The sequence below is a fragment of the Steroidobacteraceae bacterium genome (assembly GCA_041395505.1).
Lineage (GTDB): Bacteria > Pseudomonadota > Gammaproteobacteria > Steroidobacterales > Steroidobacteraceae > JAWLAG01.
In genome coordinates, this window is sequence record JAWLAG010000001.1 from 1 (window position 1) to 16,110 (window position 16,110).

At 62.9% G+C, this 16,110-nt stretch carries 12 protein-coding genes and 1 pseudogene; 6 read left to right on the top strand and 7 right to left on the bottom strand.

The window, feature by feature from the left end:
• The first annotated feature begins 135 nt into the window (after nucleotides 1–135).
• Nucleotides 136–1,122: pseudogene (locus tag R3E77_00005) on the top strand (integron integrase).
• A 25-nt stretch (nucleotides 1,123–1,147) separates the two neighbouring features.
• Here R3E77_00005 and R3E77_00010 read toward each other — a convergent pair.
• From R3E77_00010 to R3E77_00030, 5 genes are all read right to left on the bottom strand, one after another.
• Complete coding sequence (locus R3E77_00010) at nucleotides 1,148–1,678, bottom strand: GNAT family N-acetyltransferase (GenBank protein MEZ5497785.1); 531 nt, start codon at nucleotides 1,676–1,678, stop codon at nucleotides 1,148–1,150.
• The gene (locus tag R3E77_00015; GenBank protein ID MEZ5497786.1) at nucleotides 1,675–2,058 is read right to left on the bottom strand and encodes an MAPEG family protein; all 384 of its coding nucleotides are present in this window, start codon (nucleotides 2,056–2,058) and stop codon (nucleotides 1,675–1,677) included. The genes R3E77_00010 and R3E77_00015 overlap by 4 nt, the downstream gene beginning before the upstream one ends.
• Nucleotides 2,059–2,159: 101 nt before the next feature.
• Nucleotides 2,160–5,576 carry a M20/M25/M40 family metallo-hydrolase gene (locus R3E77_00020; GenBank protein ID MEZ5497787.1) on the bottom strand — a complete coding sequence of 1,139 codons (3,417 nt, stop codon included), beginning with the start codon at nucleotides 5,574–5,576 and terminating at the stop codon, nucleotides 2,160–2,162.
• Nucleotides 5,577–5,585: 9 nt separating this feature from the next.
• Nucleotides 5,586–6,851, bottom strand: coding sequence for a ChaN family lipoprotein (locus tag R3E77_00025; protein MEZ5497788.1), 1,266 nt, complete (start codon nucleotides 6,849–6,851; stop codon nucleotides 5,586–5,588).
• A 4-nt stretch (nucleotides 6,852–6,855) separates the two neighbouring features.
• On the bottom strand, nucleotides 6,856–9,285 hold the full coding sequence (locus R3E77_00030; GenBank protein ID MEZ5497789.1) for a TonB-dependent receptor: 2,430 nt from the start codon (nucleotides 9,283–9,285) through the stop codon (nucleotides 6,856–6,858).
• A gap of 248 nt (nucleotides 9,286–9,533) precedes the next feature.
• Here R3E77_00030 and R3E77_00035 point away from each other — a divergent pair, with 248 nt between their 5' ends.
• Genes R3E77_00035 through R3E77_00050 form a run of 4 tightly spaced genes read left to right on the top strand, consistent with a single transcriptional unit; the run spans nucleotide 9,534 to nucleotide 14,310 of the window.
• Nucleotides 9,534–10,637, top strand: a complete 1,104-nt coding sequence (locus R3E77_00035) for a hypothetical protein (GenBank protein ID MEZ5497790.1) — start codon at nucleotides 9,534–9,536, stop codon at nucleotides 10,635–10,637.
• A 41-nt stretch (nucleotides 10,638–10,678) separates the two neighbouring features.
• The gene (locus R3E77_00040) at nucleotides 10,679–11,563 is read left to right on the top strand and encodes a TauD/TfdA family dioxygenase (GenBank protein ID MEZ5497791.1); all 885 of its coding nucleotides are present in this window, start codon (nucleotides 10,679–10,681) and stop codon (nucleotides 11,561–11,563) included.
• A gap of 12 nt (nucleotides 11,564–11,575) precedes the next feature.
• Nucleotides 11,576–12,868, top strand: coding sequence for an MFS transporter (locus R3E77_00045; GenBank protein MEZ5497792.1), 1,293 nt, complete (start codon nucleotides 11,576–11,578; stop codon nucleotides 12,866–12,868).
• 26 nt (nucleotides 12,869–12,894) lie between these two features.
• Nucleotides 12,895–14,310, top strand: coding sequence for a hypothetical protein (locus tag R3E77_00050; protein ID MEZ5497793.1), 1,416 nt, complete (start codon nucleotides 12,895–12,897; stop codon nucleotides 14,308–14,310).
• On the opposite strand, the gene R3E77_00055 is transcribed toward R3E77_00050, so the two are convergent.
• On the bottom strand, nucleotides 14,288–14,863 hold the full coding sequence (locus R3E77_00055) for a class I SAM-dependent methyltransferase (GenBank protein MEZ5497794.1): 576 nt from the start codon (nucleotides 14,861–14,863) through the stop codon (nucleotides 14,288–14,290). The two genes, R3E77_00050 and R3E77_00055, sit on opposite strands and share 23 nt — an antisense overlap.
• 220 nt (nucleotides 14,864–15,083) lie before the next feature.
• On the opposite strand from R3E77_00055, the gene R3E77_00060 reads away from it, so the two are divergent.
• The gene (locus R3E77_00060) at nucleotides 15,084–15,590 is read left to right on the top strand and encodes a fibronectin type III domain-containing protein (GenBank protein MEZ5497795.1); all 507 of its coding nucleotides are present in this window, start codon (nucleotides 15,084–15,086) and stop codon (nucleotides 15,588–15,590) included.
• On the opposite strand, the gene R3E77_00065 is transcribed toward R3E77_00060, so the two are convergent.
• Complete coding sequence (locus R3E77_00065) at nucleotides 15,580–16,008, bottom strand: DUF3592 domain-containing protein (GenBank protein MEZ5497796.1); 429 nt, start codon at nucleotides 16,006–16,008, stop codon at nucleotides 15,580–15,582. The two genes, R3E77_00060 and R3E77_00065, sit on opposite strands and share 11 nt — an antisense overlap.
• Between the last annotated feature and the right edge of the window lie 102 nt (nucleotides 16,009–16,110).

The window sequence follows — 16,110 nt, forward strand, 5'->3', positions numbered from 1 at the left end:
GTTGTAGATGTGCGGTCCATGCCTTGTAACACTAGCACGGCGCCGGATAACACCAGTTGAGTACGTACTGCAACCGGCCTGATTTGCGGCCAAAAGGCGGTTGTAGCTGTATGCATATACAGTTATATTGGTTTCGTGAAAACAGGCGCCCGCCCATCGTTGCGCTCCACACGTCTGCTCGATCAGTTGCGCGAGCGCGTGCGTTACAAGCACTACAGCTACCGCACCGAGCAGGCCTATGTTTTCTGGGCACGGCGCTTCGTCAGGTTCCACGGGCTCAAGCACCCGCGCGATTTGCACGCGGCCGACGTCGAGTCTTTTCTCACGCACCTCGCGGTCGAAGCCAAAGTTGCGCCGTCAACGCACAGCCAGGCGTTGTCGGCGCTGCTCTTTCTCTATCGGGAGGTGCTCGATGTCGACCTGCCCTGGCTCGATGAGATCGGTCGGCCCAAACGGCGCGCGTATCTGCCGGTGGTGCTGTCGCGCGAGGAGATAATCAACCTCCTGCGTCATGTGGACCCGCATTTCCTCTGCATCGCGCAGCTTCTGTATGGCGCCGGCCTGCGGTTGCGCGAGTGTCTGTTGCTTCGCATCAAGGACCTCGACTTCGACCGGCGCGTTCTGATTGTTCGCCAGGGCAAGGGCGGCAAGGACCGCGTCGTCATGTTGCCCAAGTTGTCGGAGTCGTTGCTGCGCAGCGCGATTTCTCGCTCGCGCCATCTCTGGCACCTCGACCGCGAAGCGAGTGTCCCCGGCGTCGAACTGCCCGAGGCGCTGGCGCGCAAGTATCCACGCGCGCCTGTCAGCTTCTCCTGGCACTGGCTTTTTCCTTCGCCCACGTTGTCGGTCGATCCGCGGACCAGACAGCTGCGTCGACATCACCAGTACGAGCAGACGGTCGGTCGCGCGCTGTCGCGTGCGGCACGGGCGGCAAACATCGACAAAAAAGTATCCGCGCACACCTTGCGGCACTCCTTTGCTACCCATTTGCTCGATGCCGGTGTCGACATCCGACGCGTGCAGCAACTACTGGGCCACGCGGATGTCAGCACGACCATGATCTACACCCACATCCTCAAATCCTCCGCCGCCGGTGTCGCGAGCCCGCTTGATCACCTGCCGCTTCGCGTCGAGGACGGCGGTCCACTCACCGCCTATCGAGCGGGCACTCCAGATAGACCGCATCGCGCAGCGGGTTCGGGTAGTACGCGGCAATGCGCCGAAAGCCGAGCCCTTCGTACAGCCGAAGCGCCGGCGTCATGTGCGCAAGCGTATCGAGGCGCATGGTCCGATGGCCGGCCGTGCGTGCGATCGCCATGATCTCCAGCGACAATGCGCGCCCGAGTCCATTCTGCCGCGCACTCTGGCGCACCCACAGTCGCTTCATCTCGCACACGCCCGCTTCGAGCGGCCGCATGGCGACACAACCCGCCGCAGCCTGCTCGCCATCGGGCTCGCCGTGGCGCGGATAGGCAATCAGGAAAGCACCCGCGGGCTCCGCGTACTTGCCGGGCAGCGTCGCCAGCTCCTGCTCGAGCCCCTGGAATCCGAGATCCTCGTTGAGCCATCCGGCATATTCCACGATCAATCGGCGCAGCTGCTCGATCTCCGATGCAGCAGGACTGACGCCGCCGCGACGCAGTTCGAAGCCTCGCAGCGGCGTGTCCGACAGGATCAAATCTGGAAGTAGCTGAATATGGACCAGACCGAGGCGATCGCGATGATCAGTGCCGTGCCACCCGCGCCAACCAGCCGGAGATAGCTCTTCATTGAATCGGCTTTCAGCCCCAGTGCGTGGCAGACTCTTGCGACCACGAGCCCAGCGCCCAGGCCGTGGACCCAGCGCGTGTCGACGCCGCGCATTTCCATCAGCACGATCAGTATCAGCGCAATCGGTACCCACTCCGCGAAATTGGCGTGGCGACGCATGGCAAGCAACAGCTCCTTGTTGCCGCCATCACCGATGGAAATATCCAACTTGCCACGCAGTCCTCCGGCTTTCGCGCCGAGGACAATAGCCAGCAGGCCGAGCAGGCCGGCATACAACGCCGTAATCATGATGTGATCCCCCGTTCTCGTATTGTTATGGACGGCACAGCTTGCGCTGCCCGCACCCGGGCTGGCAAGCGGCGACGCCTGGGCTGGGGACCGGCGCGGGATCAGCGTTCGGTCAGCTCGACTTGCACGGTCCGTGGCGCCCCGCCGCGCTCGATGCGAGCGGTTACCCGGGTTCCCGGCTGCAGCGGTCGCAAGGCATCGGCAAAACCGCGCAGCGATTCGATTCGCGTCGTATCGATCTGCAGCAACACATCACCCGACTTCAGGCCCGCACGATCTGCGGGCGAGCCCGGCACGATCGACTCCGCCCGCACGCCGCGACCCTGGAATGCATAATCCGGAACGAATCCAAAGCTCACGCGCCGCGGACTGCTGCTCGCCCCGCCCCCGCCAGCCGCGCCGCCCTCACTCGCGGTGCGCCCGGCACCGGCCGATGCCGCGCCATCGATCGTCACCGTGAGCGGTTCGATGCGCTCGGCCAGATAGACAATCGTCTCCTTCGCAACCGTTGCAACCTTGACCATGCCGGCCGAATCGATCTTGTCCGCCGTATCGGTCGGCCGGTGGTAATCGAGATGCGCGGACGTAAACAGCTGCACCCCCGGGATGCCCTTCTCGATGAAGCTCATCTGGTCCGACGATTCGGCGGCTCCCGGGATGCTTTCGATCTTGATGCCGGTCGTAAAACCAACGCCACGAAAGACATGCACCCATTCGCTCGCGGTTCCTGTGGCGAGCGCCTTGATCGCCTGGTCGCCAAGCCGCCCGACCGTGTCAAGATTGACCACGGCACGAAGACCCGACATCGGCAAGGGTGTCGGATGATCCGCATAGTAGTGCGAACCGACGAGTTTCCATTCCTCGGCAGAGAAACCCGCGAACACGATGGTGCGCGGCAACGGACCACCCGCGGCAAGGTTTCGCGCGAGTTCGAGCATCACCGCAACGCCGCTGGCGTTGTCATCCGCACCCGGATGCACGCGGCCGAGTTCGTTCACCCGCACGCCCGGGCCCGAGGTACCCAGGTGATCGTAATGCGCCGACAGCAGCACCCACTGGCCAGCGAACGCCGGATTGCTCCCCGGCAGCACGCCGATCACGTTGCGGGTACTGAAGCCCTTGGCGCCTTCGCGCGCAGCGACATCAAAGGGCTGGAAATAGCCGCCATCGACACCACCTGGTTGCAGACCCATCGATTTCATCCGCGCGGCGACGAAATCACCGGCGGCTCGAAGGCCCGCACTGCCGGGGCCGCGTCCTTCGCGTGCCGGATCGGCGAGCCATTCGACATCCGCCTTCATCGCCGCGGCATCGAACACCGCGGGCAACTCGATCAACGCCTTGCGCCGAGCGCTCGCAGGCAACGCCGGCACCGCTTGCGATGTATCGCCGCGCAGATCGACCCGCAGCGGTGAATCCACCGCCGGCCAATCACCCTTTACCTTGTTATCACCTGCATCCCCGGCGAAACCAAGATAGGAATACTTGCCATAGTGCGGGAGCTTCCGTGCAACCGCGGCACTCGCCGCCGGCGATGCGGTATGTATGAATCCGATGGCATGGGTGGGATCGGCGGGGTGTCGCCGCACGATCACGGCCGAATGGCCCTCGAAGGCGATACGCTGGCCCGCCGCACTCACGCCGCCCGCATCGCTGTCGAGCCCGATGGCGGGATCGGGCGCAAGGAGCGGCGCTGCGAAGCGATTGCTCCGGCCGATGATCCACACCGAGCGATCGGTGGGCAATTGTTGCAGCGAATCATCGTTCACCACCGTGATCGAGTGCTCCGGGCCCTGCCAGAATTTCAGCATCTCGCGCCAGGCGCCGAGTTCCGCCGCGCTCGCATCGGCGGGTAATATGGCGGTGATGGCCGATTCACCGAAAATCATGCCCACCGAAGGCGCGGTTTCGCGCGCATCGAGTGCGCGGAACAGGTCGAACTCGGGATCGAGCTCGACCAGGAGCGGCGCAGCATCGGTTGCGTATTCGAACACGGCATCGCGCCCGTCCATGTGCAGCACTTCATCGCGCACGCCAGAGGCGGTGTGGATCCGGATCAGAACATCGAGTACATAGGGCTCGGCTTCCTGCAACTGGTGCACATGTCCATAGACGCGATGCGTGCCGTCGGCATTGCGCCGCGTCGGCGCCACTTCGAGCGACAGCTGTGGCGCGCCGGTGCGCGTCACCCACTGCTCGAAGAATGCGGCATCCGCCTCATGCGCCGCACGCAGGTCATCGAAACTCGCGCGCTGTCCTTTCTTCTCGCGATAAAAGCGCGCAAGTCCGCGGCGGTAGGCGTCATCGCCCTGCTGGCGACGCAGCATGTGAAAGAGCATCAGGGCCTTGCCATAGCCGACCGCCTCGGTCGCCGGACTGTGACGCGACCGAAACTCGGTCAGCGGAAAGTCGCGCGCGCTGCCCACGAAGTCCCGGTAGCGCTTGAGCGTGTCGCGCCGGTATTCCGCGCCCTGGCCTTGTTGCTCCTTGATGAGGTGATCCGCCAGATAGGCGGTGAGGCCTTCGCACCAGTTGCCGCTGCCGTAGTCGACGAAGACCGAATTGCCCCACCAGTTGTGCAGGATCTCGTGCGGATAGGACGAAGTCAGGATAAACGGGAAACGTATGATCTGGGGGCCGAGCAGCGTGAACGACGGCATGCCATAGCCCGTCTCCCAGTAATTCTCCACCAGCGCAAACTTGCCGTAGGGATAGGGCCCGATGAGCTGGCGGTACATCTCGAGGTACTGTGCCGTTGCTTCGAGGTATTTGTTGGCGAGCGCGTTGTCGGGCTTTGTCAGGTACACCAGTGCCTCGACGTTGCCGGCGGCGCGGCTGTAGCGCGTCAGCGGACCACCGACCAGGTGCAGCTCATCGATGGGTAGCTCGGCGCTCCAGTGCGCACGGCCCTCGGCATCGCGCGACGTGCCGTTGCCCGGGCTGATCAGCTGCCAGCCATCCGGTACCGCTGTCTTCAGGTCAAATGTGAACAACTGCTCGCCGAGGTAGGGATACCACAGCGTGCTGCCGGCGAGATAAACGCCCTGCTCGCCGATCTGGCCGGCGGTTTCGCTGAAGCCGCGGGCGTATTCCTGCTCGGGCGTGGTCAGCGGATAGTTGATGACCCCGCGATAGCGCAGCGTGAATTGATTTACGCCCTTCGGCAGCTGCAGACGATAGCGACGTGCGTGGCCCGACTGGGTGAGCGCCGCACTCGAGCCGTTGATGCCGCTGAAGCCACCGGTGGTTGCCGCGGCGAGTGCCGTGGCACGCGGTCGGCTCGAGTCGATCTTGAGCGGCTCAGCGAGCAGGAATTCCACACGCTGTCCCGCCATCGCCGCGGGCAGCGTGACGGTCGCCTGCACGGTGATTTCGTGACTTGCCGGCGCGAGCGTTGCGTCGATGGCGATATGCGGCCAGGTATCCGTCGTGTTGATCGCGGCAGCGACAGCCATTGGGTTCTGCGCGCACAGCCATGCGACGAGCACCGCGGGCATGCAGCGTAAAAGCATTCTCATTCTGGCTCCTTAATGTGCGGCGGGAGTTGGTCGACGAAACACCAGCTCCAGCGTCCGGGTCTCACCGCCACGTTCGATCACGACGGGTACGGCTTCGCCCCAGCGATAATCGGCACAAACGCGTTGCAGCGCGGCGTTCGAGTCGATCGTCTGGCCGCCGAGCTTGCGTAGGATGTCGCCCACTTTGAGACCCGCCGCAGCGGCGCTGCTGTTGCGGTCCACGCGAATGAGTTTGGTCGGTTCCTTGCCGACGCTGCCCATCAGCGACACGCCCAGCTCCGGTAGTCCCGGGCCAGCGGTCGGCGGCACACCCCAGACGTAATCCGCGTAGGACGCGCGCACCGATGCGACCGGCGTGCCATCCTCCTCGCGCACCCATACCGGGATCAGCGTCGCAATACGCTCCTTGAAGTGCGGCCGGATCTGGCGGACGGAGCCGAGGCCGAAGGCCACGTGGCCCGAGCCGATGAACACCACCATGATGGCATCCTTGCCGCCGTGCGCCTGCAATGCCTTCATGGCATTCCAGGCCATCGCGCCGTCCCAGGTCGTCTGCGCCTGGTACATGCCTTCGAGCGCCTCGGGCGACATCTGGCTGTGCAATGCATCGTCTTCATCGAAATAAGCGCGAAACAACTTGCGGTGATCCGCGCTGGTGATGTCGATGTGCGGCGGCATGTGTTGCTGGGCTTCCGACTCGAGCGCAGCAAATCCTTTTGCGCGTACCGTGCGCACGACCTCGCGTGGCACATTGATGCCATACATCGGAATGTGCTGGTCGCGGGCGTAGGCGAAGATGTCGCGGTAGTAGCCCCACTGGTGCGACCAGACTTCGTACCATTTCGATTCCGATGGAAAATCCGCGAGTGCGATTTCACCCGCATTCCAGCGATCGAGCATCGCCTGGTCGGTATAGCGGAACATCTCGAGACCGATCAACACCTCGCGGCCCGCCTCGTGCAAGGCGCGAATGACTTCGAGCTGCACGCGATGGAACTCGAAGTTAGTGTGTTCCTCGCCTATGAACAGAATGCGCGCGTTGGCGAGCGATCGGGCGAGACCCGCTGGCGAGAGTGACTCGCCGCTGTCGCTCGCCGTGATGCCATCGAGCTGCACGGGTGCCAGGCGCTGCGCCCGGTCGGGATCGCCGAGACGCATCTGGTAGACCGGCTCGCGCGCCATCGCGAGACCGGCCAAAAGCAGCGCGCCCGCCAGTGCCAGGCACTGACGGGCGCGATTGCATTTCCGCTGGCTTCCCTTGCGGGAATCGTTCATCGCGTCAGAACTTCAGACGGAAGGTCAAGCCATAGGTCGTCAGGCGCGGATGCGAGACCGTCCAGCGGAACGGGAAGAACGTGCCGCCAGAGTTCGCGCCGCTCGGCAATGTGTTCGTGAAATATACATCGCGGAACGCTCCTGTTGGCGCATCCTCGTGAGTAAGATTGCGGCCCCAGAGTTCGACCTGCCAACGTTCGTTCTCCAATCCCAGTGACATGTTGAGATTGAGCGAGGACGGCACAATGGTCTGGTTCGAGGCATCGGCGAACTGCTTGCCGCGATAGGCCAGATCGCCGCGCACGTACCAGTCGGTCGATTCGTTCACAGCGAAGCCGTAACGCGCCGTACCTGTCGCCTGCCAATCGGACTGACGCAGGACCTTGTTGCCGGACACATCGCCGGTCGGCGCATAGGTCGGGAACTGCGTGAAGGTGGTGAGCGCCGCACGGTCATAGGTCGCGTCGATATAGGCCACACCAAGACCCAGACGCAGGGTGTCGATCGGCCGGGCGTCGATCTGGAACTCGAAGCCCTTGATGGTGGCATCACCCGCGTTCACGCTGAATGCGGTGGGCGTGATGATGTCCTGGCCGTTGACTTGCGACACCACTTGCGGAATGACGATGTCCTTCCAGTCCATGTGGTAGACATCGATCTCGGTGTTGAAGCGCCCGTCGTTGAACTCGCCCTTGAAGCCGATTTCGGCGCTGACCAGCTTCTCGGGATCGAACGATCCGGGAATAAATACATCCACACCCGGATTGCTGACGAACTGCACCGTCGCCGAATCGAAACCGCCGGACTTGTCAGAGCTGGCGAGTGCCGCGAACCAGCTCATGTTGTCCGTGGGCTTGAAACGCACGAACCCACGCCAGCTCACCAGGCCCCAGCTGTCTTTGAAGTCCTCGGCCGAATCGCGGTTGATGGAGCGGCGTTCTTCATCCGTGTAGCGCGCTTCGATACCGCCCGTCCAGCGGTCGCCGAAATCGTACTCGGTCTGAAAGAAGCCCGAGATTGCCTGTTGCTTGCTGATGAAAATATCGGCATAGCGCGACCCGCCGGCCGGGTCGGTGAACCACTCCAGAAACGTCGCATTCCCCGCGAAAGGTGCAAAATCGACAACTGTCGTGAAGGTTGGTGGGAACGCGACGCACACCAAACAAAATGATCCAAAATTGGCGGGCAATGGCCGTGTTGCGATCACGCCATCCTCACCGGCCTTGGACTCGGTATCGTAATAGTACGCACCCAATGAGTAACGGAAGCGCTGCTCGCGATCGCTGTTGAAGCGCAGCTCCTGGCTCAGCTCCTTGGTGTGCGAGCCGCCACCGATCTGCAGCAAACCGGTGGTAAATTGTTGAACTGGGCCGGAGACCGTACCCCCAAAAGTTGGGTTGAACGGCGCGGGCGCCGGCTGGTAGGTGAAAATTGTCGTCTCGCCCGAATTGCGCGAACCGTCGACGAAGAACGACTGGTCGAGCTTCGAGTAGCCGGTCAGGGCATCCAATGAATGCGCGCCGATGTTCCAATGCAACTTGAGGTGCGAACGAATGAGATCACGATCTTCGCCGGTTGCACCGGTTACAGCATTCAGGCTGTCGGAATTCACCGTCGGCAGCTCGCCACAGTAGTTGAGCAAGCGGCTGGAGAGGGTCGGCACGGCATCGCGCCGGTTTTCGCAATTCGCTGCAACGGCGGACAACGCCGAATTGTCGATCTGGTCATCCGACAGGTACAACGAAAGTTCGCCCTCGAAGGTTTCGCTCGGCGCAAAGACCAGCATGCCCTGGGCGGTCTTGAACTTGGCACCGCCGAGATCAGCACCGTTTGGGTTCTGGTTGTCGTAGGAGCCATCCCAGTCGTCGGCAAGCAGCGCGACCCTGCCACGAAGGGTCGATGTAAGCGGTCCGCTGAACGAAACGCCCATGCTGCGCTTGCCGCGATTGCCAACCGTGAAGTTGGCCTTGCCCTCGAACTGCTCGCTCGGGCGCTTGGTCACGTAGTTGATGGCGCCGCTGAAAGCATTTCGTCCATAGGCCGCTGCTTGTGGCCCCTTCAGGACCTCGATGCGCTCGAGGTCGAGGAAATTGAAGTTGATGCCCTCGCGTCCGGAGACATAGACACCATCGACGAACACCGCTGTGTTAAGTTCCGCAAGAATGTCGATGGGCGCTACGCCGCGTATCACCGGCGCCGGCAGGAACTCGCCGATGACGTTGGAGAATTGCAGGCCGGGCGTCGCGGCAGCGATGTCATCGAGGTTCGCAATGCCACGCGCTTCGATCTCCGCCGTACCAATGGCGGTCAAGGCCGCTGGCACGTCGATGAGTTTTTCCTCGACGCGCCGGGCCGTCACGACGATTTCGGTCAGACGGTCGAGCTGGTCCTGGCTTGACTGCGCCCCCGCAGGCGTCGCCACAAGCGCCGCCACTGCGGGCACTGTTGCGAACAAGCAACGAAAAATCCCCCTGCTGTTCATAAAGGCCTACCTCTTTAATGGAGTCTTGTTGGGCAAGTCTTACAACATTACATCCGGTCCAGGCAAAGTGCCAGCATTGGCGCCCTGTTTGTCTGCGTCGCAACCACGGCGTGGCGACGTTGACAGAATCTCGTCCCCGGACTGCCATTGCCAGCTGCTTGCTGATAAAAAAGCAACATCTGACGTTGGGGGATAACACCATGCCGAGGCGAAGCTGCGAGTCATTCTCATTGTGTACCGTTTGGGTCCTTGCGAGCCTTGCGGGCTGCAGCGGCATGGAGACACAACCAGCCGCCGAGTCCACGCCGGCGCCGCTCGCAGTTCCTGCGGGCGCGAAGCAATTCACGGCTGAAGGCGAACTGCCATCGTGGGAAATTCCGAACATGCCGGAAGCGGCGGAAGCCTATTACGGTCCAGACAGCCAGCACCTCATCGCCCAGGTGCAGAGCGACAAAGCCATCAAGAGCGCCCGCGGGAGCGCCGGTTTTCTTACCCAGACCTTCAAGGATGACGGCACGGACATCGTGCTCGTCAACGACCATGGCTGGGATGCCTGCTCGTACTTTTTTCCCGACGGGAAGAAACTCATCTGGACGTCCATCAAGGATCGCCTCGACATGGACATCGGCAGCTGGTCCGACTGGCGTCGCTACCCGCAGGGCTCGGAGCTCTACACGTCGGACCTGAAAGGTGGCCACGTACGCCGCCTGACCAACAACGAATACTACGAAGCCGAAGTCACGGTATCGCCCGACGGCAAGTGGATCGTGTTCGGCCGGCAGATCAAGGGCAACATGGATCTGTGGCTCATGCGATCGGATGGAACCGATGAGAAGCAGCTCACCTTCACGGACGACTGGCAGGAGGGCGCGCCCTATTTCCTGCCCGACAGCGAGACCATCATCTTCCGCGCCTGGAAGGCGAGCGAATACGGCCAGCGGCCGACGCCGATGACCATCTTCACCATCAAGCGCGACGGCAGCGGACTCACACCGCGCACCTTCACCCATGACATGAACTGGGCACCCTATCCGGCGCCCGACGGCCGCCACTTCGTCTATGTGCGCATCGTCGATGGCAACAACTGGGAAGTATTCATGAGCGATATGCAGGCGGGTGAAGCCGATGTGCCGAAGCGACTAACCTTTGACCCCGGATTCGACGGTTTCCCGTCGATCTCGCCCGATGGTCGCAAGATGGTGTGGACCACTTCGCGCAGCGGTGGTGGCAAAGGCTTCATGCAGGGTCTGCGGTTGCATGTCATGGACATCACCTCGCTCGGCGTGGGGCCGCGCACGAAATAACGCCGATTCAACCGGGCAGCAACTGTCTCAAGGAGCACGCCATGTCGAGTGCCGCAATGAAAGCGAGCGCGAGCCAGCGCATCGAGGTTCGCCCGCTTACCGGCGCACTGGGCGCGGAAATCTTCAACGTCGATCTTGGCGAGCTGGACAACGAGGAATTTGCCGTCATCCACAAGGCCTTCCTCGATTACCAGGCGCTGATGTTCCACGACCAGGAACTGACGCAGGAACAATTCGCCGCGTTCGGCAAGCGCTTCGGCAAACTCGAGGAAGAACCCTTCCTGCCGCACAAGGCCGATGTTCCTGGTGTCTATTACCTCAAAGGCGCGCCGAAGGACGCGAAGCAGCTTTCGACGCAGAATCTCGGTTGGCACGCCGACCACACCTACCAGAAGAATCCGAGCCTCGGCGCCATGCTCTATGGACTCAACGTGCCGCAGGCCGGCGGCGACACGCTCTTTGCCAGCAACTATCTCTCCTACGACGGCCTGTCGGAACCGATGAGGGCTTTTCTGGATGACAAGATCGCCATCCACGACGTGCTGCAATATGGCCTGAACTCCGGCCATCATTCCACCGCGACGGCGCGCGCACTCGGGATCCTGACCGCGATGCGCGAGAAATTTCCGCAGATGGAGCATCCGCTCGTCTGCAAGCATCCGGAAACTGGCCGCAAGATGCTCTATCTCAACCAGGCCTGGACGACGGCCATCAAGGGCCTGCACCACAGCGAGAGCCAGGCCCTGCTCGAGATGCTGAAGCGACATTCAGTGCGCGACATTTACTGTTGCCGGTTCCGCTATCGCAACAAGTCGCTGATGCTCTGGGACAATCGCGCAGTGCAGCACAGCCCCAATTCCGACTACACCGGCGAGCGTCTGATGATGCGCCTCGCCATACACAGCGACTGGCAACCCGGCAGCTAGCCGGACTCGCCAATGACCGGTCAGGCCGGCGCGCGTTTCGGACCCATTGCGCTTGCGCCCGGCGTGGCTCCGCGCCATGTCGCGACCAAGCTCGCGGCATCGTTCATTACGATCGGCGCACTCAGCGGCATGGCGATCCTGCAGAGCTACATCCTGAGCGAGCATCTGCATGTGCCGCGCGCCATCCAGGGCCGGGTATCGGGCGACCTCGCATTCTGGACCGAGGTCGTCGGTCTCGCGTTGTTCCTGCCTTTTGGCATGCTCGCCGATCGCATCGGGCGTCGGCCGGTTTTCGTCTTCGGCATGCTCTGCCTCGCGGCAGGTTGGGCGCTCTACCCGTTTGCGACCTCGCTCGATCAGTTGCTCGCCTTTCGCCTCGTATACGCCGTGGGAGCCGCGGCGACCGCGGGCATGCTCGCGACCCTGGTCAACGACTACCCGCTAGATCGCTCGCGCGGCAAGCTGATCGGCTTCACCGCGGTGATGAATACGCTCGGCACCATGTTCGTCGCTGGCGCCATCGGCCGCTTGCCGGCGTGGCTGTCCCAGCACGGCTATTCCGGTGTCGACAGCGGTACGCTCATGTACCTCGTGGTCGCGGGGCTGTGCCTCGCGATGGCCATCATCGCTGCACGCGGCTTGATGGCCGGACGGCCGCCCGGCGCGGGCCAGCGACCGGACGCCAGCGAACTCGCAGCAACGGCGGCGCGCGCGCTTCGCAATCCGCGCATTGCGCTCGCCTATGCCGGCGCCTTCATCGCGCGCTCGGATGTCGTCATCAAGGGCATGTTCCTGGGGCTCTGGGCCGTGCATGCGGGTCGCGACAGTGGCATCGGTGCGGGCCGCGCCATGGCTGCGTTTGCCACCATGGTGCTCATCATGTATTTCGTGTCGCTCATTTCGGCGCCCTTGTTCGGCTGGTTCATCGATCGCGTCAATCGAGTCACCGCCATGATCGTCGCGCTGGCGATAGCGTCGGCCGGTTATCTCGGCATGCGCTGGCTCAGCTCGCCCATCGACATGCAAATGACTCCGCTGCTGATACTGCTCACACTCGGCACCGGCTTCGTGGTGAAGGCCTCGATGGCACTGATCGGCCAGGAGGCGCCGCCGCGTGAGCGGGCCACGGTGATCTCCGGCAGCAGCATCTGCGGCGCCGCAGGCATCCTGCTGTTCACGGCCATCGGCGGCAGGCTTTTCGATGCCTGGGGACCCTGGGCGCCGTTTGTCATCGCCGGCGGCTACCAGGCGTTGCTGCTGCTCGTTGCCATTGCCGTGCGCCTGCGCGCGCCGGGACCGCATTGAGCTGGTGGCAACAACACTGGAGCGCGGTGGCACTGCTGTCGTTCTATGCGCTGATCATCTTCTGGCACGGCATCGCGGGCTGGCGACGATCACACAGCGTTGGCGATTACTATGTGGGCGGCCGTCGGATGAGCGGCTTTGCCATCGGCATGTCCTTCTTCGCGACCTATCTCAGTACCAATACCTTCATCGGACTCGCCGGCCAGAGCTATAGCTACGGGCCCTGGTGGTTGCTGTTCACCGTGTTCTTCGTGGGCTTTTCGCTGATTGCCTGGTTGTTGCTCGCCGAGCGATTGCGGCGCATGACCGATGAGCTCGGCGCCGTCACCGTCGCGGATTTCATCGGCCTGCGCTATGGCAGTGAATCCGCGCGCTACGTTGCGGCTATCGTGATCGTGATCGCGAGCGTGCTTTACATGACGGCGATCTACAAGGGGATCGGCACTGCGATCGAATTTTTCTTCGACATCCCCTACACCAGCGCGTTACTCGGCATGCTGCTCGTGACCATGCTCTATACCGCTGTGGGCGGCTTCGTCTCCGTCGTTCGCACGGACGTCGTGCAGGGCATCATCGTCATCATCGCCGCGGCGGTCATGTTCAACGGCGCCGCGGAAGCCGCTGGAGGCGTTGCCGCACTCGCGGAGCTTCGCGGACGCGAAGGTGGTGAGCAGCTGTTCACCCTGGGCGGCCCGGTGCCGGCCCCGGTCATGTTCGGCATTTTCATCGCCGGTGCCATCAAGTTCCTGGTAGACCCACGGCAATTGTCGCGACTATTCGGAATCGCACCAGGGCGCGACATTCGCATCGGCATGTGGATCTCGACCGCGGGGTTCCTGATTGCATTTGGCTTGTTGTTGCCACTCGGTCTGTTCGGCCGGCTGTTGCTGCCCGAGAGCGGGTTGCACGACACCGATCGGGTGATACCGGCGCTGCTCGCAAGCGGCATCTACAGCGCGCCGGTCGCGGGTTTCCTGCTGGTGGCCCTGATCGCCGCCGCCATGTCATCGCTGGACAGCGTCCTGCTGGTGACTGCAACCACGTTTTGCCGCGATCTCCTTGCCAGCGCGGGTCGTAGCCACTGGAGCGATGGACGCATGATCGGCGCGACGCGCGCGGCCGTCATCGGATTTGCCGTGATCACCGCAGTCATCGCCTGGCAACCACCGGCCAGTATCGTGCGCCTGACAACCTGGTCGGGAAGCCTCTTCGCGGCCTGCTTCTTTCCGGCCATGCTGTTCGGCCTGTATTCGCGGCGTGGCAACGGCAGGGCCGTAGTCGCATCCTATGTGGCCGGGGTTGCCGTGCTGATTGCCTGGGGAACGAGTCCATGGGCGAAATGGCTGCACGAGATTTTTCCAGCCGTTGCGGCCTCGCTCCTCGCCTTCGCAGCATTCACGCTGGCGCCCGCCAGGCAGTCTATTCCAGCGCCCACAGAGTGATCGGCGCGCCACGGCGCAGCCACAGCCCCATGCCCACTTCGCGAAAGTTTCGCTCGAGCCGGCTGCGATACCAGGACGCGGGGCGCAGATTCACATCGCCATCGGTGCGGCTGCGGTCGCAGTTGTGGCGCCAGTCCTCGCGGGTGAGCGCGCTGAAGTAGAGCGCGCCGCGGGTCAGGCGCGCGAGATTGGCAAGTGCGCGAGACGCATCGCGCTCACCGAGGTACTGGAGCACGTCGTAGCAGATCGTCAATTCGAAAGGGCGCGCATTGCGATAGCTGGCGATGGAACCGCGCTGCCAGCCATAGCGTTCGCAAAGATAAGCGCTGTATTCGAGGCCGGTGTAGTCGGCTCTTGGCAACGCGCGCAACAGGGGCTTGCGCATGAGCCCGATTCCGCAACCGGCATCGAGAATGCGCCGCACCGGCAAACCCGCGTGATCTGCCCAGGCGGCGATGAAACGGGCGCGCGCGCGCATCTCGGCGCCGGAGGTTACCGCGCTGCGCGGATCGAAGTAACGCTTGCGGTAATAGTCGCGATCGAATTCAGTCATTTTTTCGTCACGTATTTCGTAGCAGCTTGGCGACAAAACAAAACGTTGTCCATCAAGCACCTGCGCGAAACCCTCTCTGGGATGTCGGCATTGACGCACATGTCGGCAAATCCGCACAGCGAAAATCCCGCGGAAAAGGCCATGTCGGCGGAAGTTGCGCGCTGGCACGCAATTTGCTCCATGCCGTTGCGGTACCTACAACGATCCTTGGGGTTTCACATTGTACTGTTCACGCCTCACAGCGGTGGCGCTGTGTGTACTTACGCTCAACGCTTGCGGAGGTGGCGGCGACAGTACGACGAACGCTCGCGTCACCAAGCGCTTGCCGGGCGACAACACGATCTACGCCACCCATCCGGCGCAGCCGGTCGCGCCGACCACGCCTACAAAGACACCTTCGGCCACACCGACGACGACAACGCCAGCTACCGGCGGCGCACCGACCACCAACAATCTCCCCGGCGCCGGCACGGGATCCGCGACGCTTAGCTGGCAACCCCCGACCACCAATACCGACGGATCAGCGCTGACCAACCTTCGGGGTTACTACGTCTATCAAGGCAACGCGCCATCGCAACTTCGCGTGCTGGTCCGTCTCGACAATCCGGGACTGACGCGCTACCAGATCGACGGACTGGCGCCTGGCCGGCACTATTTCGCGCTGACTGCGATAGGCGGCAACAGCGAAGGGGTACTGTCAGCCATCGTCTCGAAACTCATCGAGTAGGGGCGCGCCGCAGCAACCAGGCTGCCAGCGCGCACAACACACCGAGTACGGTCGCAACGGTGACCCCGAGCGCGGCCGCTGCGAATTCGCCGAGCCGCGCAACCTGCGGCGTCGATGCCAGATACCGCACACGCACTGTCGAACCGATGGCGTAAGGCTGACCGGGCAAGGTCAGCTGCCCTTCGAATTCGTGAATCGAACCGTTGCCCGTCGTGAAACGCACGCGCGGTGTGAACAGGTTGCGGCCATCGCTGGCGCGACTCTCTCGATAACCAACGACCTCGCCCCGGCCCTCGATGACGTCGGGTGTCAGATACAGGGATTGCCTGGCCAGGTAAGCGGCCAGTACAAGCGAAACGATCGCGAGTACTGCGAGCGCACTACCGGCGATACCGAGAATGCCGTGGGCCAGTTTCATGGCCCGGCACTATATAAGGATGCGCCGGGTCTGCCCAAGCACCCCAAGCATTCTGTTGCGGTGCGTGGGCCCCACGGTTAGGCTTCACTCGGCGCAACGGGT